This is a genomic window from Noviherbaspirillum album, from assembly GCF_035916955.1.
In the GTDB taxonomy this organism is placed as follows: Bacteria; Pseudomonadota; Gammaproteobacteria; order Burkholderiales; family Burkholderiaceae_D; genus Noviherbaspirillum; species Noviherbaspirillum album.
This window is the reverse complement of record NZ_JAWIIV010000001.1, coordinates 428,484-449,594: the sequence shown is the minus strand read 5'-3', so window position 1 is coordinate 449,594 and position 21,111 is coordinate 428,484. Positions and strand designations below refer to the sequence as shown.

At 61.0% G+C, this 21,111-nt stretch carries 17 protein-coding genes and 2 pseudogenes; 9 read left to right on the top strand and 10 right to left on the bottom strand.

From position 1 onward, the window contains the following. Positions 1–68 precede the first annotated feature (68 nt). Positions 69–2,603 (top strand): NEL-type E3 ubiquitin ligase domain-containing protein, encoded by a 2,535-nt coding sequence (locus tag RY831_RS02025; RefSeq protein ID WP_326504661.1) that lies wholly within the window; start codon positions 69–71, stop codon positions 2,601–2,603. Between the two features lie 253 nt (positions 2,604–2,856). Here the strand turns inward: RY831_RS02025 and RY831_RS02020 are convergent, their stop codons facing one another. Further along, positions 2,857–2,985 carry a hypothetical protein gene (locus RY831_RS02020; RefSeq protein ID WP_326504660.1) on the bottom strand — a complete coding sequence of 43 codons (129 nt, stop codon included), beginning with the start codon at positions 2,983–2,985 and terminating at the stop codon, positions 2,857–2,859. Positions 2,986–3,076: 91 nt separating this feature from the next. Here RY831_RS02020 and RY831_RS02015 point away from each other — a divergent pair, with 91 nt between their 5' ends. The 4 genes and pseudogenes from RY831_RS02015 to RY831_RS02005 all read left to right on the top strand — a co-directional run. Further along, entirely contained in the window at positions 3,077–4,474 is a 1,398-nt protein-coding gene (locus tag RY831_RS02015) for a hypothetical protein (protein WP_326504659.1), read from the top strand. Between the two features lie 475 nt (positions 4,475–4,949). Next, on the top strand, positions 4,950–5,693 hold the full coding sequence (locus tag RY831_RS02010; RefSeq protein ID WP_326504658.1) for a right-handed parallel beta-helix repeat-containing protein: 744 nt from the start codon (positions 4,950–4,952) through the stop codon (positions 5,691–5,693). Between the two features lie 643 nt (positions 5,694–6,336). After that, positions 6,337–6,429: pseudogene (locus RY831_RS33380) on the top strand (TauD/TfdA family dioxygenase); the annotation flags it as partial. A gap of 113 nt (positions 6,430–6,542) precedes the next feature. Beyond that, positions 6,543–6,724: pseudogene (locus RY831_RS02005) on the top strand (ABC transporter permease); the annotation flags it as partial. A gap of 202 nt (positions 6,725–6,926) precedes the next feature. Here RY831_RS02005 and RY831_RS02000 read toward each other — a convergent pair. The 6 genes from RY831_RS02000 to RY831_RS01975 all read right to left on the bottom strand — a co-directional run bounded on the left by RY831_RS02000 (position 6,927) and on the right by RY831_RS01975 (position 14,214). Beyond that, entirely contained in the window at positions 6,927–8,504 is a 1,578-nt protein-coding gene (locus RY831_RS02000) for a class I SAM-dependent methyltransferase (RefSeq protein WP_326504657.1), read from the bottom strand. 117 nt (positions 8,505–8,621) lie between these two features. Beyond that, a complete protein-coding gene (locus tag RY831_RS01995; protein WP_326504656.1) occupies positions 8,622–9,629 on the bottom strand; it encodes an ABC transporter ATP-binding protein in 1,008 nt (335 codons plus the stop codon). A 28-nt stretch (positions 9,630–9,657) separates the two neighbouring features. Beyond that, positions 9,658–10,698, bottom strand: coding sequence for an ABC transporter ATP-binding protein (locus RY831_RS01990; RefSeq protein ID WP_326504655.1), 1,041 nt, complete (start codon positions 10,696–10,698; stop codon positions 9,658–9,660). After that, complete coding sequence (locus RY831_RS01985; RefSeq protein WP_326504654.1) at positions 10,698–11,630, bottom strand: ABC transporter permease; 933 nt, start codon at positions 11,628–11,630, stop codon at positions 10,698–10,700. The genes RY831_RS01990 and RY831_RS01985 overlap by 1 nt, the downstream gene beginning before the upstream one ends. Next, positions 11,627–12,604 carry an ABC transporter permease gene (locus tag RY831_RS01980; protein WP_326504653.1) on the bottom strand — a complete coding sequence of 326 codons (978 nt, stop codon included), beginning with the start codon at positions 12,602–12,604 and terminating at the stop codon, positions 11,627–11,629. The genes RY831_RS01985 and RY831_RS01980 overlap by 4 nt, the downstream gene beginning before the upstream one ends. Positions 12,605–12,627: 23 nt before the next feature. Then, positions 12,628–14,214, bottom strand: a complete 1,587-nt coding sequence (locus tag RY831_RS01975) for an ABC transporter substrate-binding protein (RefSeq protein WP_326504652.1) — start codon at positions 14,212–14,214, stop codon at positions 12,628–12,630. A 48-nt stretch (positions 14,215–14,262) separates the two neighbouring features. Between RY831_RS01975 and RY831_RS01970 the strand changes: the two genes are divergently transcribed. Then, complete coding sequence (locus RY831_RS01970) at positions 14,263–14,436, top strand: hypothetical protein (RefSeq protein WP_326504651.1); 174 nt, start codon at positions 14,263–14,265, stop codon at positions 14,434–14,436. A gap of 271 nt (positions 14,437–14,707) precedes the next feature. Here RY831_RS01970 and RY831_RS01965 read toward each other — a convergent pair whose 3' ends face one another. Next, positions 14,708–15,088 carry a response regulator gene (locus RY831_RS01965; RefSeq protein ID WP_326504650.1) on the bottom strand — a complete coding sequence of 127 codons (381 nt, stop codon included), beginning with the start codon at positions 15,086–15,088 and terminating at the stop codon, positions 14,708–14,710. 376 nt (positions 15,089–15,464) lie between these two features. Between RY831_RS01965 and RY831_RS01960 the strand changes: the two genes are divergently transcribed. Both RY831_RS01960 and RY831_RS01955 read left to right on the top strand, forming a co-directional pair. Further along, positions 15,465–15,767, top strand: a complete 303-nt coding sequence (locus tag RY831_RS01960; protein ID WP_326504649.1) for a hypothetical protein — start codon at positions 15,465–15,467, stop codon at positions 15,765–15,767. Further along, complete coding sequence (locus tag RY831_RS01955) at positions 15,751–18,672, top strand: PAS domain-containing protein (protein ID WP_326504648.1); 2,922 nt, start codon at positions 15,751–15,753, stop codon at positions 18,670–18,672. The genes RY831_RS01960 and RY831_RS01955 overlap by 17 nt, the downstream gene beginning before the upstream one ends. Before the next feature lie 82 nt (positions 18,673–18,754). On the opposite strand, the gene RY831_RS01950 is transcribed toward RY831_RS01955, so the two are convergent. Then, on the bottom strand, positions 18,755–19,213 hold the full coding sequence (locus tag RY831_RS01950) for an ester cyclase (protein WP_326504647.1): 459 nt from the start codon (positions 19,211–19,213) through the stop codon (positions 18,755–18,757). An 82-nt stretch (positions 19,214–19,295) separates the two neighbouring features. Next, the gene (locus tag RY831_RS01945; RefSeq protein WP_326504646.1) at positions 19,296–20,486 is read right to left on the bottom strand and encodes an MFS transporter; all 1,191 of its coding nucleotides are present in this window, start codon (positions 20,484–20,486) and stop codon (positions 19,296–19,298) included. A 156-nt stretch (positions 20,487–20,642) separates the two neighbouring features. Here RY831_RS01945 and RY831_RS01940 point away from each other — a divergent pair, with 156 nt between their 5' ends. Beyond that, positions 20,643–21,089, top strand: a complete 447-nt coding sequence (locus RY831_RS01940) for a winged helix-turn-helix transcriptional regulator (RefSeq protein WP_437126203.1) — start codon at positions 20,643–20,645, stop codon at positions 21,087–21,089. Positions 21,090–21,111 lie beyond the last annotated feature (22 nt).

Here is a 21,111-nt window from a genome sequence, read left to right as displayed (position 1 = left end):
CAGTAGCCACGACAGCAAGGTTCGCAGATAGATCCTCATCCGCATCCGTGCCGCGCCGACACCGGCAAGTGGACCAGCACCAGCAGGCCCTCAAGGACCTGGCGCTATGGGTGCGGCAAGGCGATGATGCCGACGTGGGCGCGCGGTTGAAGATCCATGAGGCCGTCTCGACCCGCTTCAATCCCTCATTGCCGGGGCAGGCAGGATTGCTTCATGCCGCCGCCGACCGTGTATCGTTTACAGACTCGAAGGTGCTCGACAACCTGGCGCAATGGGCGGCGGAAGGCGGCGCTGCCAACAAGGCGGCCCGAACCGAAATCTACGAATGGATATTGAACTGGCAGCAGCGGCCGGCGGCGCAGCAGGCACCGGCATCAAAGCCAAAGTCAAGGCCATTGCCATCGCCGCCCGCCGCTGCCGGCAGCGTGTCCGCCATTAAAAAAGCGGACGCGCAGCTGCTGGAAAGTCTCACTCTATGGGTGCAGCAAGCCGCTGACACCGAACTGGAAGCAAGGACCAACGCAGCGTCCATGATCCTCCATTGGGCGGAAGACACGCAGGACAGTCGCGTATCACGCGGTCTCCCGGGAGGAAGCTCGCTGCAATTACCGGTGCTTGAGCTTTCGGGACGGGGTTTGAGTTCCATGCCGCCCATACCGGAGGGCGCGAAAGAGGTCAGGTTCAGCACCAACGATCTGACCTCCCTGAGCGGATTGCATCGTCTGCCGAAGTCCGTGACTTCGCTTGTGCTGGACAAGAACCTGCTGCAGTTGGTGGCCCCGGATATCTGCCAGCTGAACCGACCCTACCTGAAGATCAGTCTGGGAACGGTCCGCCTTGCGCAGGAAGATATCGCCACGCTGGAGCAAGCCAAGTTGCATTCCCAGGTGCAGATCGACTACCGGAATGAGTCCGATGCATCGACGCCGTCGAAGTCAGAGCGCCTGCCGGCAAGGACTCGGAGACGGGCGCCCGAGTCAGCGTCAAGTGCTTCTCCGCTGCCGACAATGCCCGCGCCTTTGCCGAAGGCACCTGCTACTCCCATCGCATATTCGTCAAGCGAACGGTTACATGCGCGTATCAACTCTTCATCCAATGCCAGGTCTACGTCCGGTCCGTCATCACCCGGTCTTTCGCCGGCGACGCTGCTGCTCAATGACTGGGTCAGGAGCGGTCCAGGGAGCGAAGCACAGGCACGGAAGGCTGCCGCCAAAAGGATCATTGCACACGCAGATGCGCAATCGCCGAATCGTGCATTGGATCTGAGCGGGCTGCAACTGAGCACTTTCCCGCCCGGAATTCCCGATTGGACAAGGAACATTAATTTCCAGGGCAATCGCCTTCGGGAAATGCCGCCAGTCGCAAGCCTGCCGCCCAACGCCGAGCTCAATCTCCTCGATAATCCGGTCACTGGCCTGCCCGCGGACTGGGACGCCATCGAGTCGGACGTGAGAATCACATTCGATCCGGAGTCGCTTCCCATCGCAACGCGGATCGCGCTCGAGGCGCGGTTCGACCAGGACGATTATGTCGGCCCGGTGTTTAATTATCCGCCCGGCATCAGCAGGAACCAGGCCGCCGCCCAACTGGCCAATTCGGTGAAGACATGGACCGATGCCGGATTGCCGCCAATACGGGATTGGACGGAATTCCGTCTGGAAGACAATTCCAATAGTTTTGCCACGTTCCTGGATCGCCTGCGCGAAGTCGACCTGTACAGGAGTGCGCATGCTGAGGCGGCGGCGGAGAATGCGATAGGCAAGGGAGAAGGAGGCACGGGTGCGGATGCCGTTTCGCAGCAGCCGCTGCATGCGTTTCGTTTGCGCGTCGTGAATCTCCTGAAACAGCTTGAGGATGAACCGGAGCTGCGCGCCGCATGCTTCGGCCTGGCTCACGATGCCCTGGGCAATTGCGAAAATAGAATCGCATTGAGGCTGATGGACATGGAAACGCTATGCCTGAACAAGCGGTTCGAACGCGACATCGAAAATGGCCTATATAACGACAACCCGCAAGCCGTGATTGACTTTTGCAAGAGCCAGTACCGAAGTGAACTGATCGCGGAGGCCGCCTTGCGGAAAAACGAGGGCGTCAAGGACGAAGCGCTGCACGTCGAGACTTTACTTATATTCTTCAACAGATTTGCCGAGAAATATAGCCTGCCTATAACGATGACCAGCAGCCCCGAGAATCTGGTCCATGTCACCGAGCAGGAGTTTGATGAGCTTGACAAGAAACTCGGCAACGGCCAGGGTGCATCCAAAGCAGACCGGGATGCCAACAATCAGTCGTTCCTGCGCTTTCTTGCCACATCTTCGGCGATGAATCTGCTGTTGACGAAGAAAGTCTCCGGAGATGAAATGACGAGATTGCAGGCGCGTATCGACAATGAGGTAAAGGCGCAACAAGAGCGTCTCCAGACAGAGGTAAGCGAGTTGATGGGAGACGGACTTGCCCCGGGCTCGAATGAAGTCGTTGCGCAGATTAACGAAATTCAAACCAAATACCTGCGCATTGAAAAACAGGTCCAGGAAACATTGCGAGCCCGCTTGATCGGCCATTTTGTCAGTAATCGTACTTTGCAGGCGAATCTGGATTCCTGAGATGGATTCCTGAGGTGATAAGCAACCCGGACCGGGCCGCGCAAACATGTCTTCGCGGCCCGTCCGCGCCAGTCCGGCCAGCTTGATGCAGGCTCCAGGCCGCTTGATCGACCTTCCATTCCATTCATGCTGCGCGACTGGATCCAATCGAGCCTGCCTGCGATTTTTCACCGACAAAAGCTGCAATAAAAATGCATCGCGCATGGAACCGTCCGGCCCATCGAGCCACTCAATCGGGTCGTAAGCCAAAGGTTTACGTAACGGACCGCAACGCCAGTGTTTCGTATTCAATTGGTTCCGGGTCCAAGGTGCCCTTGCTGCGTTCACCGCGCCTGACGATATGGCTGGTCTGCCGTTCGGTCAGGGATGGTGGATTCGACATGGGGGCACGCCACGAGCATTGATCAAACCGTCCTATCGGCAAGCGCGCATATGAGCGGCAAGTTCGACGGATAACTTATTTAGTGAATATCATGAAAATTCTAGGTTCCTCCATTGACTATTCCGTTTCACTTCGGCTTCCCGATACTTTGAAATCGCAGCAGCAGAAGGAAGCGCGCCGCGAACGGGCACAGAACTTACCTCCGAATCAGCTACCGCCGAAACTTTATCTTGGTGGCATGGTGAAGATTAAGAGAACAATGCTGCAACGTGATCTGGAGGCTGCCGCGCGGATGGCCGATGAAAGGCGAAGCGTCCGCGCCTCGCCACAGGCCGGTCCCAGCGCTGTTCCGCGTCTGCCAATAAGCGAGGCTCAGTTGGGCCGAGTGCGTGCCGCACTGGGCAATTGGATTTATAAGAACGGACCCGACGATGCACGTGTTCTCGGGCGAGTCGCTCAGGCTACAGCTTTCATGAAGGATGTCGCTCAGTCCACCGTGACCCAGGACAGTGAGGGGCGCCTGCGGCTCTTTCTGCCTCAACGTAGTTCATTGTCGACCAACGCTCACACGGCATTGAACAATGCAGGTATTGACCTGGACGGGGCGGCTTCACCGGTTTCATCGGTTCGGTCGGAACAATCGGGGGAGACGGCTCATCCGTTACCATTGCTTCTGTCGACAGAACCGGAGGAGTCGATACAACCGGAGGAGTCGGTGCGTTCGTTACCATCGCTTCCATCGGTAGACCCGGAAGAACTGGCTCTTTCGCCACCATCGGGGCACACCGCGAGAAGCTCGATGCAAGCCGCTCCTGACAGCACTCCACTTGAGCCAATCAATGCCGATCAGTTGAAGCAAGTGCGTAGCGTAGTGAACGCATGGGTTGATGCGGAAACTAGCGGAGGCAGGATAAGCTCGCAGATGATCGCTCTGGCTACTTCCTTGCTGTGGGATGCCGAAAATTCCACCGTGCATCAGGGCACGGACGGGCGCCTGAGTCTCTTTCTGCCTCAAATGGGGTCATTGCCGACCGGCCTTGTTACGACACTGAGGACTGCAGGTATTGATTTGCATGAAGCTAGTTCACCGAGCTCGCCAACCCGGTCGCAAAAATTTCCACCATCCGGTGCGGCAGTTGCCCATGTTCAGCAGGCATCGGCGTCGACTGCCCTTGGGGCAGCGGAGGAACTCGCTCACTGGCGGAATGCCTTGCGCGACTGGTCCATAAGCCTCCAATCGGACGAAGGTCGGCAGCGGAGGGTTCACGTCGCCACGAACATCCTGCAATGGATTCGCGCTGGTGACTACAGCCAGGCATTGGATTTACGCGGACTAAAAAGCGATGATTTGCCGCCAGGTTTTCTACAAGCCTTTACAGGCAGGCTCACGAACGTCCAGGCAACATATGGGGAGATTAAGAATGCTGTCATGCGCGAACTTCAAACGCGCGGTGTAGCGGTTAACTATCCTGATTCAACAACACGCTAACCAGGGATCGGGGATCAGGGGCAAGGCTGCCTGCGGCATTGCATGCATTGAACTTGAAGCGTTCTGACCGGTTACGGCAATGGCCCCTCCCGGGGGCTATTGTCAATCTCATGCAACGTGCAAACTGCATAGGGCCGCCGTTCCTATTCGCCAGATCATCATTGCCGCAAACCGGGCGGCCCGGTAAAGAAACTCCTATTGCTTTGCTTTGCGGGCCGGCTCGACTGCCTTGTCACCGCGACACCTCCTGTATTCAATGACCGCAACGCAAGCTACCACTCAAGCTGTAACAGGGATGGAATGCTTTTCCGGATTGGCGTCGATCTGAACAACATTTCACCATTCGAAAGGAATCTTTCGGCTTCCGGTTCCACTCATCATTGTTAGACAGATTTACACGCTGTCGGCGAGCTGGCAGCAAAGCAGCAATCTGCCGCGGCAAGTGCAATGAAATCACCATTACTTAACAGGAGCTATGATGTCCGTTACAAAAACCGGGGGCAGTCAAAATGCCAGGACGTACACCGAGAAACCCAATGATGTGGGTGCCAAGGGTTCGGGCAAAACGATCGAGGTAAAGAATTCGGAAGAATTGAAGTCGGCGCTCGCAAACGCGGAATCGGGCACGACGATCCGTCTGGCCGACGGCGAATACAATGGCAATTTCGAATTGAAAGGGAAATCGAACGTCACGATCGAGGGTTCCCGGAACGCCAAGATCAATGGCGGAGACATGAACAGCGGGTACGCTCTTCATGTTGAAGATAGCGAGAACATTACCCTCAAGGGCTTCAGCGTCACCGGCGGCCAGAAGGGCATCGTCTTCGATGGTACAAATAAAAGCCTGCTTGATGATCTCTCGATCACGGGGACCGGGCAGGAAGCAGTCCACTTTCGCAAGAACAGTTCGGACAACGTCATTCAGAATTCCTTCATCAACGATACCGGCAATATAGATCCTGGCTACGGCGAAGGCGTCTATATCGGTTCCGATGACGAAAAAGGCATTGACCTAAGCAATAACAACAAGGTCCTCGGCGTTGAGTTCGGGGATGATGTCACAGCCGAGAATGTCGATATCAAGGAGCACACGCAAGGAAACGTGGTCGCTTACAGCAAGTTGAATGAAAGCGGTATTACTGGAGAACACTTCGCGGATACGGCCATCGATGTGAAGCCAGCCGCCAGCGGTACCCTCCTCTACGGTAACTTTATTTGAAGGCGGACGCCTTCAGCCGTAGCTGATTCTGATTCTTGAACGCCGAAGGGAAAGGACAACGGTTTGCGCTCCGCTGCCTTTCCTCTGCCGGTGTCTTTTGAAATTGAAATCTCAGTGTCACAACTGCATCTATGTGCAAAGAACCAGCTTACATAGATAGCTATTAAGCTTCGTTTGCACGGCCTTAAGCGGATGGCGAATGGGTGTAAGGTCGCCTCGGCCTGCCTTGGGCCCACTTCACCATGGCAGCGTTGTTCGTCGCTTGTGTGGCCCGCCACACGGCGCTCCTCGCGCCTTGCCCTGCATCCGAGACAAACCGATTCTTCCCTACACCCACCCGCAATCCGCTCGAGAACCCGCCATAGAATTCCTTGCCAAATTCTTTCCCGGGTTGTCTCCATGTCCGTTGTCGCCCTTGTTTTCTCGTCACCGAAACTAGAGCGCTTTCGGTTTGACCCGCCTGACGATCCCGCCTGCTTTGCCAGCGACACTGCGTTGTGTGGGGACGCCGAGTCCTCCTTGCCATGGCCCGGGGGCGCCGAGCCCGCCATGTCGCGTCACCACGCCTTGTTTCGCCGGCAAACCACCTAGGCCTCGCCTAGGCCGGTCAAACCGAAAGCGCTCTAGCGGGTCCGAAACAAACCTGACTATCCGTCCTTTGGATGCGCTGCTCGGTGCCGAAGTCATCGGTCTCGACCTGGCGCGGCCCTTGAGCGATACCGACTTTGCCCGTCTGCAGATCCTCGCATTGGCCGCAGGATTTGAACTTGCCTGCATTCCGTATTGCCTGGTCAGCACCAGTCCGAACGTGACGACCATCGCCGACTTCACCGGCGAAGACAGGACGCGCTGCCCGCGGAGCCGGTTTTCGGCGCGACTTCCGGCAAGGGCGGCTTGGGCTGGTAGGTTTTCCAGAACCGCAACGAGCTCTATACTGACAAGGTGTTCGCCGGCCTGGCCGCGGTCATCCTGATCGGCTTGCTGGTGAAAACATTGTGTTCGATTCGCTAGAGCGCGTCACGGCTCGGCGCCGGGTTTGGCGCGCACCGACAAGGTCGGAGGTCGTTATGGACTGGCTTGATCTTTCCACTGCCGTTCTGGCAGTCATTGCCGCCGTTGCTTCGCTGATGTTTCCCCTTCAGAGGGACCAGCCCGACGACCCCGAGGGTCGCGAGCGTTGGCGGCGGTAGTTGCTGCGGTTGCGGCAGGCGCGTCGGTAGATGCCGCCCGCGCTTACTCCGCGGTGCACAACAGCGGTGTGCAGTCGCCCAGAGCTCCGTGCTGCTGCCAGATCGGCAGGCGCATGGCAATGATCGCGCGAACCGTATTGCGGATCTCCTCATGCCGTTCCTCGGCACTCTCGATCGGCTGGCCGTTGCGCATCAGGGGCGCTCCCTGCGCTTCGACCACCGAATCGATATAGCGGGCGATCGTCTCGACGTCCAGGTCCTTTCCAAGCTGCGCCGCGAACGGATAGACAAGACGCTGTATCAGACCCGCCGTCGTACCGCTGCCCAGCAGCGGCGACGCCAGCACCTTGTATTCGTCGCTGGTCTCCGACAGCCGCGCCAGCTCCATGTTGAGGCGGTGAGCAGGCGCCGGATCGATGGCCGCTGTCTGCACGAAATAGGGCGCAACCCTGTCGAATTCGACCAGCATCGAGGCCACCTTCAGCAGGGCCGAGGCATGCAGGCCCTCGAAGGCCGGCAGCGCCGCCAGTTCCGACAGGCGGTGCGGCCGTTTGGCGAGCGCATCCAGCACCGACGTGTACAGCAGATTCATGCCCTCGTTATCATCGCCCACAGCTTCAAATTTCACGGTGCCTGGAACATAGGGACGGCTGAGCGCCAGCCCGGTCTTGCCCATCCACGTGGCCAGCCTGGCCGGCGACAGGCGGCGGACGCCGCGCACGTAAACATCCTGGCGCATGGAATTGTTCAGGATGCAGTCGCGCGCCGTTTCGCGCAGCACGCCATGCTCGATGGTTTCGAGAAGCCGCCGCTGGTCCGGCGTCAGGTGCAATTCGGGAAAGTTCGTGAACAGATGGGCCGAACCGGCATAATCGAGCTTTGCGCCGGCCATTTCGCGTACCACATCGGCGTAATAGAGCGCACCCGAATCCTGGTTCAGGTATTCATGTGCCCTGTAATTTCTGTCGCTGTCATTGAACCACTCCAGGTATGGAGCCAGACTGTTGTTCGCCGTGAAGAAACGCGCGCCGGTGTTGCGCAGGCGCTCGACGAAATCGCGTGCCTGGTCGATCTGTTCGGCGCTGCCATTGGGGTGCAGGTCCGCATGCAGCCGCGCCAGGCGGTGGAGCGTGGATGCCGCGCTCCAGCCCGGCATGGCGTTGTAGTTGATGAAGACGATGCCGCCCGGCTTCAGGTAACGCTTGAGGAAGTCGACGATATGCCGGCGGTTCGCAGCGCTGACCCAGGAATAGATGCCGTACATGGAGACGAAGTCGAACTGGGGCAGATCCGTAATCTTGCCCGCGGCCAGGTCCTCGAAACTCTCTTCCAGAAACACCATGTTTTCCAGGTTGGCGGCCTCCGCCAGTTCGCGGGCGTTGACGATGTGCGCCGGGTTGAAATCGCTCGCGAAGAAGCGGGCATGCGGATGGGTCGCCGCCATGACATTGGACGTCAGGCCATGGCCGCAGCCCAGTTCGAAGTAGGTGAACGGCTTGTCCAGCGCCACCGGCTCATGGCCGCTGAGCATGCAGGCAAAGCCGAGATGCGCCGGGCTCTGTTCCGCATAAAACGTTACCGGATAGCTCACGTCCGATACATAGCCGTTGTTCCAAGTCATTCTGGTCTCTCCTCGTCAGTGTCGGATTGCCGCTTTTCGCGACCATATTCTGTGAGTGGCGCGGGAGAAGAAAAGGGTTCCTTGCGGCGGCAGCTTCGCCTCCGCAAGGAAGCCCGGTCAGGCGGATACGTGATTGAGGTGGCAGGCGGAGTGATGCCCCGGCGCGATTTCCGCCAGCGGCGGCGCCTCGCTCCGACACACCGGCATCGCGTGCGGGCAGCGCGGATGGAAGTGACAGCCCGATGGCGGGGCCATCGGCGACGGCATCTCCCCCCGGATGGCGATGAAACGCTTCTTCGCGGGTTCCAGGGAAGGCACCTCGGCCAGCAGGGCGCGGGTGTAGGGATGATTGGCATCGCTGAAGAGACGCTCGGCCGCGATCGATTCGACCACGCGTCCCAGGTACATCACCACGATGCGATGGCTGACATGATGAACGACATGCAAGTCATGGCTGATGAACAGGTAGGTCAGGTTCAATTCGTCGCGCAGGCGCAGGAACAGGTTCAGGATCTGCGCCTGTATCGAGACGTCGAGCGCGGCCACGGCTTCGTCGCAGACCAGGAATTCCGGCTCGACCGCCAGTGCCCTGGCAATGCCGAGGCGCGCTCGCTGGCCGCCCGAAAACTGATAGGGAAAATGCCGGATCACCGCCGGGTCCAGGCCTACCCGCTCGAGCAGCGTCTCCACATACTCCGCCTGCCGGCGGCGCTCCACGATGCCGTGCGCGACCGGCGCTTCGCCGATGATGTCCTGCACCCGCATGCGCGGGTTCAGCGAAGCCTGGGGATCCTGGAAGATCATCTGCATGCCCAGGCTGGTCCGGTGCGGCGCCAGCCGGCTCGCGCCGGCCAGCAGTTCGCCTTTCCAGAACCGTTCGCCGGCCGACAGGCTGTGCAGGCCGACGGCCATTCTTCCCAGGGTGGATTTGCCGCAGCCGGATTCTCCGACCAGGCCGACGACTTCGCCGGCCCGGATCGACAGGCTCACATCGTCAACCGCGACGACCCCCGGCGCTTGCCGCGCCGGCAGGCCGGCGGCATTGCGCAGGCGCGCAAGAAGTCCGGGCGGCTTGCGGAAATGCTTGGACACCCGGCGCAGTTCCAGCAGTGGTGTGGTGCTCATGGCGCGATCATTTCAAGTGGGTTCTCGATCATGCGGGACTGTCATCGCCCACGGGATGAAAGCAGCGCAGCTCGCGTCCCTCTTCACCTTCACCCCCGCCGATGGTCACCGGCGGCTCCTGCAGGCAGGCCTGCGTGGCGCGTGGGCAGCGCTCGCGGAAGGCGCAGCCGGAAGGGCGGTTGAGCGGCGACTGCGGGTTGCCGGGAATCTGGCGCAGCGGTTGTCCGCGCACGCCGCGCGAGGGGATCGAATCCATCAGCGCGCGGGTGTAGGGATGCCGGGCCGCCTTGATGATCTGGCGCGTGCTGCCCTGCTCCACCACGCGCCCGGCATACATCACGGCGACGCGGTCGGCGAGGCCGGCGACGACCGCGAGATCATGCGTGATCCAGATCAGGCCGGTGCCGGACTCGCGGCACAGCGTTTGCATTTCGTACAGGATCTGCGCCTGTATCGTCACATCGAGCGCGGTCGTCGGTTCGTCGGCAATGATCAGGTCGGGACGGTTGAGCAAGGCTATCGCGATGGCCACGCGCTGGCGCATGCCGCCCGAGAACTGGTGCGGATAGGCGAGCAGGCGTTCATCCGGCGATGGAATGCCGACGCGCGCAAGCACATCGCGCGCGCGGGCGCGGGCAGCGGACTTGCCGACCCGTTCATGGGCGAGTACGGCTTCGATCATCTGGGTATCGATGCGCAGGACCGGGTTGAGCGTCATCATCGGGTCCTGGAAAATCATGGCGATGCGGTTGCCGCGCAGGCGTCGCATCTGCTCGCCGCCGTATTGCCGCAGGTCCTGTCCCTTGAAGAGAATACGGCCGCCCACCACCTGTCCCGGCCTGTCGACCAGTCCCATGATCGACGCGCCGGTGACCGATTTGCCCGAGCCGGATTCGCCGACCAGACCCAGAATTTCGCCGGCACCGACATGGAAGCTCACGCCGTCGACCGCCTTCGCCGTCGTCGCCTCGGTGCGGCCGATGAAATGCGTGCGCAAGTCCTCGACGGCAAGCACCGGAAGTCCCTTGCCGTCCGAGGGCATGCCTGGATGGGATGGAATGGAGGACATCAGTGCACCTGCAGGCGGGGGTTGATCACATCGCGCAAGCGGTCGGCGACGAGATTGATGGCCACCAGGGTCAGCAGCAGCGCCGCGCCCGGGAAAAAGCTGATCCAGTATTTTCCGGTGAGCAGGTACTGGAAGCCGTTCGCGATCAGCAGTCCCAGCGAGGGCTCGGTGACCGGCAGACCGACGCCGAGAAACGACAGCGTGGCTTCCAGCGCGATGGCCGCGGCAACCTGCAGCGTCGCCACGACGACCAGCGGCGGCAGGCAGTTAGGCAGCAGGTGCCGGAACAGGATGCGCGTCACCGGCAGGCCGAGCAGGATCGCGGCATCGATGTATTCCTTCTGCCGCTCGACGATGGCCACGCCCCGGGTGGTACGGGCGTAATACGCCCATTGCACGGCCACCAGCGCGATGATGATCTTGCCGGTGCCCTTGCCGAGTATGGCCAGCAGCACCAGCGCGATCAGGATGGCCGGAAAGGAAAGCTGCAGATCGGCGATGCGCATGATGAAGGCATCGACCTTGCCGCCGACATAGCCGGCGATCAGCCCGAGCGTCATGCCGATGGACAGCGCGATCAGGGTGGCGCTCACGCCCACGAAGAGGCTGACCCGCAGGCCGTACAGGATGGCCGACAGCATGTCACGCCCCTGTTCATCGGTGCCCAGCAGGTAATGGCGCAGGCCGTCGCTCGCGGGCGAGCCGGGCGCGCGGCGAGCATCCGAAATGTCGAGCTGGGCAAGATCGTAGGGATCCTGCATGGCGATCCAGGGCGCCAGCACCGCGGCGCACAGGATCGCGGCGAGCAGGATCAGGCCCAGCAGCGCGAGCCGGCTTTCGAAATAGGCCGACAGGAATTTGCGCAGCGGGGTGCTTGCCGGGGTATTCATCGAGGTACTCAAGGGCGTGCCGGTTTCCGGAGAAGGAGTCATTGTGCCGCTCCGGCCAGGCGCACGCGCGGATCGAGCGCGGCATACAGGATATCCACGGCAAGGTTGATCATTGCATACAGCAACACCGTCATCAGCAGGTAGGCCACGATCACCGGCCGGTCGAGCTGATTGATGGAGTCGAGCAGCAGCTTGCCCATGCCGGGCCAGGAAAAGATGGATTCGGTGACCACGGCGAAAGCGATCAGCGAGCCGAATTCCAGTCCGATGACGGTGACGATGGGGATCAGGATGGTCTTGAGCACATGGACCCCGATCACGCGCCGTTCGCGCAAGCCCTTGGCGCGGGCATAGCGCACATAGTCCTGCAGCAGCGCTTCCCGCGTTCCCGCCCGGGTGAGCCGGATGATGAGCGACAGCTTGAACAGCGCAAGGTTGATCGCCGGCATCAGGATGTGCCGCCAGCCTTCCGCGCTGTGCAGCGACACCGGGAACCCGGCGATGTCGGTGGTCGGGCCGCGCCCGCTGGACGGCAGCCAGCCCAGCTGCACCGAGAACAGCATGATCATCATCAGTCCCACCCAAAAGGTGGGCAGCGAGAAGCCGAGGATGGAACCGGCCATGATGGCGCGGCCGGACCAGGCTTCGGGCCGCAGGCCGGCCCACAGGCCCAGCGGCACGCCGAGCAAGACCGCGATGCCCATCGCGACGAAGGACAGTTCCAGCGTTGCCGGCATGCGCTCCAGTATCAGGCCGATGGCCGAGGTGTCGTGGATGAACGACCGGCCGAGGTCGCCGGCGAGCGCGCCCTGCAGGAAGCGGGCGTACTGCTTCCACAGCGGCTGGTCGAGGCCGAGCGCCGCCGTGGCGCGCGCGATGTCGGCCTGGTCGGCCTGCGGGTTGACCAGGATATCGACCGGATTCCCGATCGCATAGACGCCGAGGAATACCAGCAGCGACATCATGAGCAGGACGCCGCCGGTCTGCGCGATGCGCCGGGAGATGAATGCGAACATGTGTTACGGAATCTTATGAAAACTTATTCCGGAACGAACTGGTGAGCGAAGGTGAATTCGTCGGTGCGCGCAATGTACTTGACGCCCTTGCGCACCGCCCAGGTTGCATACTGGTGGTGCAGCGGGATCACCGCGTAATCCTTCAGCGCCGTGACGGCGCCTTCCCTGGCCGCGGCTTCGCGCTTTTGCGCATCGACCGAAGACAGCGCGCTGCGCACCGACTGGTCGACCTTGGGATTGCTGTACTTGCCCCAGTTCCAGGTGCCCCAGCCGGAATCAGGATCGGGCGTGCCCAGCAGCGAGCGCAGCGAAAAGTCGCCCGCGAGCGAACCCCAGCCCAGCAGGGCCATGCTGAATTCGCCGCCGCGCGCCTTGCCGAAGTACGAAGACAGAGGCATGGTCTCCACCTTGGCCTGGATGCCGATGCGGCTCAGGAACTGCGCCGTGGTCTGCACGATCTGGTCGTCGTTCACATAGCGGTTGTTCGGGCCGTGCAGCGTCAGCGCAAAGCCTTCGGGATAGCCGGCCTCGGCCAGCAGCTTCTTCGCGCCAGCCACGTCGTACGCTTCCACCTTGACCGATTCCGCGTGACCGAAGATGCCGGGCGACACCACGTTCGATGCGGGAACCGCCAGGCCTTCCATGGTCTGTTCAACCAGCACCTGGCGATTGATCGCCTTGGAAATCGCCTGGCGCACGCGGACATCCTTGAGCGGATTCTTCTCCAGCGGCTTGCCGGACTTGTCGAACACGAAAGGCGACTTGTCCCGCGACTGGTCGAGATGCCAGAAGATGGTGCGCCACGATACCTTCTGCTCGATGCGGAATTTCGGATTGGCGCGCACCTTGCCGATATCCACGGTCGGCACGGATTCGATCGCATCGACTTCGCCGGCCAGCAGCGCGGTCAGGCGCGGCGTGTCGGAGGCGATGATGCGGAAAGTTACCTTGTCCCAGGCCGGCTTGGTGCCCCAGTAGGCGTCGTTGCGCAAAAGTTCGATGCGGTCGCCTCGCCGGTAGCTGCCGAACTTGAACGGGCCGGTGCCGATCGCCGCCTTGCCGCGGTTGAAGTCCTCGGTGCCGGCCTGCTGGGCCGCCTTCTTCGAGACGATGAAGATGGAGCTGACATCGAGCGGAAGCGGACCGTAGGGGGTCGCGGTTTTCAGGCGTATCGTCTGCGCGTCGACGATTTCCTTGCCGACTATCTGCTTGGTATAGCTGGTGAACGGGCCGGGGCTGTTGGTCAGCGATGCCGGCCGGTCGAGCGAGTAGGCGACGTCTTCCGCCGTCAGCTCCGAGCCGTCGTGAAACTTGACGTCGGGACGCAGCTTGAATTCCCAGGTGGTCGGATTGACCGCCTTCCAGGATGCCGCCAGGCCGGGAATCAGCTGGCCGTTGGGGTCGACGTGCACCAGTGCGTCGAACATGTGCTGGGAAAGCGCGATGTTGGGCGCGATATTGACGAAATGCGGATCGAGCGACGACACGTCCGCCGCCAAGGCAATCTTCAGATCGGCCGCCTGCACCGGAGCCGGGCCAGCGATGACGAGCATGACCGAGGCGCTTGCGGCCAGCAGGGTGCTGAGCATTTTCTTGCGATAAGTCGACATGAGAGGACTTCCTGAAAGATGATGAATGGCGGAAAACGGCGGACAAGCATGACTATCGCTATCGTACTGCAGCCGGTGAATTCCGGTGCGCGGCAGCGGAAGGACGCCGGCCCTGCTCAGAATGCCGCGAAACGATTTTCCGAAGGTTATGCTTTTCTTGTTTCTCTTTTAAGCGTGGCGCTGGCAATTTTAACAACAAGAAAAAGGCGGGAAAAGAAATAAAAGGAATAAAGGGAATATGTCCTGCAACCCTCATGCGGATTCTGCATGAGCCAGCCTTATGAGCCAGCCTTGTCAAGGCCGGGCCGCGGATAAGCCGGGAGTTCCTCGCGCAACGGAAAGCCCGATTGAACTTGTCATGTCTGATTCCTGACAAACCAGGCGGACCTGGCCTCGGCTAGTATTCAACCGTGCCACTTGAAGACTGGCGTTATTGGGAGGCACAAAGGGACTGCATTCATGCGCCTGGTGCAGTCCCTTTTCCTGACGGGTCTTATTCGTTCCCTTTCGGGTCGCGCGCATGTTCGGCATCGATCAGCATGTCTATCATCCGATAGACCAGCTGTATCGGCGATACCGGCTTGCTGAACACCTTCGTGTTGGCATCCTGATCGGGAACATCGCTTGCATAGGCCGAGACAATGATGGCGGGGATATTGGCTTGGTGTTTTCTTATGCGGGTGATCAGCTCGTCCCCATCCATTCCCGGCATCCGGAAGTCGCTGACGATTCCATCGACCGGATCATTCTCTATCAACTTCAACGCCGTTTTTCCATCGTAGGCAGCTGTCACGCGGAATCGCTGCGCCTCGAAGCTTCTTCGGAACAGATAGACGATTTCTTCGGCATCATCAACGATTAAGATATGTCTCATTGGTCGTGGGGAAATCTAAAGCTTCAGCCAGTAGAGTAGCGCGGCAACCAGGACAGCGAAAATGCAGAGGCCGAGGCCCGAAAACAGGAACATGAGAACTTCGGAAAGCATGACGTGATGAATCTTGCGTATTAGCTTGGATACGAATTATCGCAAAATTTTCGCCATTGGAGATATCGGCGATGCGAAGCTTTTGTATCGGGCGGAGACATCCCGACCGGCAATAATTGCGGTGCGCAACTAATTATGCGCATCCATCGACCGGCGGGGATGCGCGACACCGTCGGCAATGAATGCGGCTGCTGTCAGGACTGCTGCCAGGACTGCTGCCGGACAGGCATGATGCCGAAATGCATCGAAGCGCATCAAAGCGCATGTGAAGGCCCTGCACGGCATCCTTTCGTGGCCGCTTCGAAAAATTCCTTCGCAAGGATCCGGTTATAGTGGGAAGCTTTCGTATCTTTTGCAGTGGGACAGGCGCTTTTCATTTGCGGAGGGCATCTTTCCGAAGTCGGTCAGTCTGCTTCAAGTTCAGCTTGCTTTTAAGTTGCAGCGCAGTTGCAGCACAATTGCAGGAGCCATTTTCGGCGGCCGGCATCCAACATCTCCGAATCCCGATGAATCGCGCCGCATCCGCATGCGGCGCGATAGACAAAAAAGCGATGGCTACTCGACCTGATTTTTCTGCGTTGTTCACCGCATCGCCGTATCCCTACCTGCTGATCGATACCGGTTTCATGATCATCGGCGCCAACCCTGCCTATCTGCGAGCGACCGGCCGGACTGCCGACGATATCCTGAACAAGCATATCTTCGATGCCTTTCCCGCCAACCCAGCCGACCCCAATTCGACCAACCTCAATGAAGTGCGCGCATCGATCGAATTTGCCATCGCCACGCAGATGCCTCACACCAGTTCATTGCTGCGTTACGCCATCCCGCGCCAAACTCCCGAAGGAACTGTCTTCGAGGAGCGATACTGGAGCGCGGTGCACACCCCGGTGTTCGACGAGACCGGCAAGGTCGCCTTTGTCAGCCAGAACGCGATCGACGTGACCGACCTGTATCGGTTCGATACCTCGTCCAATACATACTTCCTGAAACAGGATGCCGACGCCGTGCCCGACATGCCGCTGATGAACCGGCCGCAGATGCATGAAGCGATGACGCGCATCCTGAATGCCGAGCGCAGCCAGCTCCAGATGCTGTTCAACCAGGCGCCGGGCTTCATTGCCGTGCTGACCGGCAAGACCCATGTATTCGAAATCGTCAATGAGGCCTACTACCAGCTGGTGGGGCATCGAAACATCATAGGAAAGCCGGCAATCGAAGCGCTCCCCGAAATTGCGGGACAAGGCTTCGAAGAATTGTTGGATCGCGCATTTCAATCAGGCGAACCGATAGTCTTAAGGGAGCGCAAGATCAGCTTGCAGCGCAAGGCCGGTGCTCCGATGGAAGACCGCTATGTGGACTTGCTGTATCAACCCATCATCGGCCAGGACGGGCGGGTGACCGGCATCTTCGCGCAGGGCAATGACGTGACGCGGGCTCAACAGGCGAGCCAGGCGCTGGCGGAAAAAGTGCGGCAGCTCGAAGACATACGCGCCAGCCAGGCTTTCCATCTCGAATTGTCCGACCGAATTCGCCCCTTCAGCAATCCGGACGAAGTGACCGCCGCGGCCTGCGAGCTGCTGGGGCGCAAGCTGGATGCGTCGCGCGTGCTGTATGCCGAAGTCGACGACGACAGGGGCACCATCTTCATCCGCCGCGACTGGACGGCGCAAGGATCCGCCAGCCTCGCGGGCCACACCAAGACGATGGACGACTTCGGCCCGGAGATGATCGCGGTACTGCGCACCGGCATGGTGGTGACCAACGACGACGTCGAGCATGACAGCCGTACCGCGCAGCACGCACAGGCTTATGAAAGCATCGGCGTGCGGGCCGAGCTGTTGCTGCCCCTGATCAAGGCCGGCAAACTGCACGTGGTGCTGACCATCCACAGCGCCACGCCGCGCGCCTGGCGGGCGGAAGAACTCAAGCTGGCGCAGGAAATGGCCGAGCGGACCTGGTCCGCGATCGAGGCGGCGCAGGCACAGGCGCAATTGCGCGCCGAGCGTGACCAGAGCCAGTACGTTTTCGACAGCATGGCGGAAGGATTCTCGGTGCTCGACCGCCATTGGACAATTGTGCGCATGAATTCGGAAGGGCTGCGGATTACGCAGCGTTCAGCCGACGAGGTGATCGGGCGCAGCCACTGGGACGTCTGGCCCGAGCTCAAGGGTACCAATACCGAAGTCATCTACCGCCAGGTGAAAGAAACCGGCAAGGCCGAGATCATTGAAATCAGTTACACCTTTCCTGATGAGACGCAGGCATGGATCGAGATACGAGCCCATCGCTCGCTCGATGGCGGCATGGCCCTCTTCTTTCGCGATGTCACCGACCGCCGGTCGGCGCAGGAGGAACTGAAGATTGCCGATCGGCGCAAGGATGAATTCCTGGCCATGCTGGCGCATGAGCTGAGGAACCCGCTGGCGCCGATCGGCGCGGCCGCACAGCTGCTGCAAATTGCAAAGCTCGACGATGCGCGCGTGCGCCAGACGAGCCAGATCATTGGCCGCCAGGTGGATCACATGACGCATCTGATCAATGACCTGCTGGATGTGTCCCGTGTCACCAGGGGATTGGTGGCGCTGGAGAATGCGCCGCTCGACATCAGGCACATCGTCACCGACGCGGTGGAACAGGCGGCGCCGCTGATGCAGGCGAGGCGCCATCATCTGGCCCTGCATTTGCCGCCGGAGACCGCCATTGTGCTGGGAGACAAGAAGCGGCTGGTGCAGGTCATTGCCAACATACTCAACAATGCCGCCAAGTACACCAATGAAGGCGGCAGCATTCTGCTCAGGACCGAGGCCCGCGAATCCCTGGTGTGCATCGAGGTGGTCGACAACGGCATCGGCATGAGCCCGGATCTGGCCGAACATGCATTCGAGCTGTTTGCGCAGGCCGAGCGCACCTCCGATCGTTCGGCGGGCGGCTTGGGCCTCGGGCTGGCCCTGGTCAACAGCCTGGTTCAGCTGCATGGCGGGACGGTGGCTTGCCACAGCCAGGGGGTTGGAACGGGCAGCACGTTCAGCGTATGCCTGCCGCGCCTGCCTGCGCAAGACTGCGGGCAGGAGCATGCATGCGGCGGCCAATCGATGCAACGCGGCGCCAGGCCGCTGCGGGTCCTGATTGTCGATGACAACGTCGATGCCGCTTCCATGCTGGCAATGCTGCTGGAAGCCTCGGGCCACCAGGTGATGGTGGAGTACGGATCGCACCAGGCATTGGCGCGGGCAAGGGCGGAGGTGCCGGACGTCTGCCTGCTCGACCTAGGCCTGCCGGAGATGGACGGCAATGAGCTGGCGCAGCGGTTGCGCGCGCTACCCGAAACCGCCGAATCCATATTGGTTGCCGTCACTGGCTATGGCCAGGAAAGCGACCGCAGGTGTTCGCTGGCCGCCGGCTTCGACCATCACCTGGTCAAGCCGCTGGATACGAACAAGCTGGTCGCGATACTCGACAGCGTTGAATGAGTCACCGATCGCGCGATGCTCGGGTTTGCCATCGCCATCGCTGCGCAAGCATGCTGCGCCGGCCCAGCCGGTAATTGTTTCATCAGCTCGATGCGTTATGCCTGGCTTCGCCAGCGGCGAAGGAACGGGGGATGGCGCCGATCTGCTGCAGCACGCCCAGCCGGTCCGCCTGCAGCCAGGCGCGTACAATCCGGCCATCGCGGATCTGATAAATGACGTTGCCTTCCTGGATCACGCCGGCGTTGCTGGGCGGCAGGCCGACGAAGCGGCCGGCATGGCTGGCTCGAAACGTCCAGCGGGCCGCTACCCTGTCGCCTTCGCCAAACAGGTCATGGATCTCGAAGCGCACGTCGGGAAATCCGGTAAGGACCGCTTCGATCGTGACGCGGAATTCGCGCGGTCCGCGCTCACCGCGTGCGCCTTCGAAATCCGGCGAAATCAGCGCCTCCAGGCGATCAAGATCCCTCTTGTTGATGCAGTCCTCGTACAGCTCGCGGACCAGCGCCTTGTTGTGCTCGACGGCCGTCATGCCAATGCTCATGGTGTCCTCCGGATGGTTAGTTCACTGCCGGCGAGTATAAAACCTCAAGTTCACTTCAGGTCAAGGGCGGAATGCCCGATGTTCAATGTCCAAAATGGATTTGGCTGGTATCGGATGGCATCAGCCGCCGGGTCGCCGCCCAGAAGATGAGCGCGGTTGCACTCACGCCCGCACCGAGAATGCAGACGCCCTGCCATCCCGCGAAGGCATAGCTTGCCGTGGCCGCCACGGCGCCGGCGCCGCTTCCGACCGCATAAAACGTCATGTACACCGCGACGAGGCGGCTGTGGGCGTCGGTGGAGGAACGGAAGATCATGCTTTGATTGGTCACATGGATCGCCTGACCGCCGAGATCGAGCAGGATGATGCCAACGACCAGGGCCCATAGCGACAGATTCATGAATGACAGAGGCAGCCAAGCGGCCACGAGCAGCAGCAGCGCCGCCAGGCTGGCCTGCCGTTCGAAACCCCGGTCTGCCAGGCGGCCTGCCCATGTCGCGGCGAATGCGCCCAACGCGCCGACCAGGCCGAACGCGCCGATGGCCGTGTGCGAGAAACCGTGGGGCGGAGCGCTCAGCGGCAGCACCAGCGCGCTCCAGAAGATGTTGAACGCGGCGAACATCAGGAGCGCAAGCATGCCGCGGATCTGCAGTACCCGGTGGCGCGCCAGCAGCGTGAACATGGACGCGATCAGGCTTGGGTAGTTCATGCGGCGCCCGGTCACGGCAAGCGCCGGCAAGCGCCGCCACAGCAATATCGCAAGCACCAGCATCGTGCCCGCCGAGCAGAGATAAACGCTGCGCCAGCCTGCGAGGTCGCTGATCCCGCCCGCCAGCACGCGCGCCAGGAGCAGGCCGATGAAGACGCCGCCCTGCGCCGTGCCTACCACGCTGCCGCGCTCATGGTCGGCCGCCGCGCTCGCGGCATAGGAAATCAAACCCTGCGTCATGGCCGTGCCCAGCATCCCGGTCAGCAGCATTGCCAGGAGCAGGCCATGTGTTGATGCGGCCAGGCCGACGGTAACCAGCACTGCGGCAAGCATGAGTACCTGCGCCAGCATCAGGCGCCGGCGATCGACAAGGTCGCCCAGCGGCACCAGCAGCAGCAATGCCAGGGCACAGCCGACCTGGGTCGCGGTGACGATGCCGCCGACGGCCGCGTGGGAAATGGAGAAGTCGGACGCCAATGCGTCCAGCAGCGGCTGCGCATAGTAGACATTCGCAACGCTCATGCCGGCGGCGCAGGCGAAAAGCAGGGTGGTACCGCGCGACATCGGCGCGGCTCCTTGTACGTTCGGATGCGGCAAGGCAATAGCGGAGCGCGGAGATTGCATGATCGACCTTTCCCAACTTGGTTGCAAAATGAAACCGTTTGGAGATTAGGTTAAACGGTTTTAAAATGCAACCAAAATTTCATGGGTTTTTTCGAGATGAACAAGCGCAACTACGATGGCTACGAGCCTTGCCCGGTGGCCCGCACCGTCGGCGTGGTGGGCGATCGCTGGTCGCTACTCATCGTGCGCGATGCCTTCGACGGGCTGCGGCGATTCAGCGAATTCCAGCGCAGCCTGGGTGTGGCGCGAAACATTCTGACCGACAGGCTGCGCCGGCTGGTCGATGCCGGAATCCTCGCCACACAGCCGGGAAGCAACGGCGGCGCCCACCAGGAATACGTGCTGACCGAGCAGGGCAAAAGCCTTTTTCCGGTCGTGGTGGCGCTGCGGCAGTGGGGCGAGCGGCATCTGTTCGAGCAGGGCGAGCCGCATTCCGAGCTGGTGGAAAAAGACACGGGCAAGCCGCTGCACTTCATGGCGCCTCAGGCGGAGGACGGGCGCCTGCTGTCGCCGGACGAAGCCGAGGTGCGCAAGCTGCCGTGAACGGGCGCGACCTGCGCGCATG

Coding starts and splice junctions, on each gene's coding strand:
- RY831_RS02020 (WP_326504660.1), bottom strand. CDS start 2,985: ATGTCGAATCCACCATCCCTGACCGAACGGCAGACCAGCCATATCGTC.
- RY831_RS02015 (WP_326504659.1), top strand. CDS start 3,077: ATGAAAATTCTAGGTTCCTCCATTGACTATTCCGTTTCACTTCGGCTT.
- RY831_RS02010 (WP_326504658.1), top strand. CDS start 4,950: ATGATGTCCGTTACAAAAACCGGGGGCAGTCAAAATGCCAGGACGTAC.
- RY831_RS02000 (WP_326504657.1), bottom strand. CDS start 8,504: ATGACTTGGAACAACGGCTATGTATCGGACGTGAGCTATCCGGTAACG.
- RY831_RS01995 (WP_326504656.1), bottom strand. CDS start 9,629: ATGAGCACCACACCACTGCTGGAACTGCGCCGGGTGTCCAAGCATTTC.
- RY831_RS01990 (WP_326504655.1), bottom strand. CDS start 10,698: ATGTCCTCCATTCCATCCCATCCAGGCATGCCCTCGGACGGCAAGGGA.
- RY831_RS01985 (WP_326504654.1), bottom strand. CDS start 11,630: ATGACTCCTTCTCCGGAAACCGGCACGCCCTTGAGTACCTCGATGAAT.
- RY831_RS01980 (WP_326504653.1), bottom strand. CDS start 12,604: ATGTTCGCATTCATCTCCCGGCGCATCGCGCAGACCGGCGGCGTCCTG.
- RY831_RS01975 (WP_326504652.1), bottom strand. CDS start 14,214: ATGTCGACTTATCGCAAGAAAATGCTCAGCACCCTGCTGGCCGCAAGC.
- RY831_RS01970 (WP_326504651.1), top strand. CDS start 14,263: ATGACTATCGCTATCGTACTGCAGCCGGTGAATTCCGGTGCGCGGCAG.
- RY831_RS01965 (WP_326504650.1), bottom strand. CDS start 15,088: ATGAGACATATCTTAATCGTTGATGATGCCGAAGAAATCGTCTATCTG.
- RY831_RS01955 (WP_326504648.1), top strand. CDS start 15,751: ATGGCTACTCGACCTGATTTTTCTGCGTTGTTCACCGCATCGCCGTAT.
- RY831_RS01950 (WP_326504647.1), bottom strand. CDS start 19,213: ATGAGCATTGGCATGACGGCCGTCGAGCACAACAAGGCGCTGGTCCGC.
- RY831_RS01945 (WP_326504646.1), bottom strand. CDS start 20,486: ATGTCGCGCGGTACCACCCTGCTTTTCGCCTGCGCCGCCGGCATGAGC.
- RY831_RS01940 (WP_437126203.1), top strand. CDS start 20,643: ATGAACAAGCGCAACTACGATGGCTACGAGCCTTGCCCGGTGGCCCGC.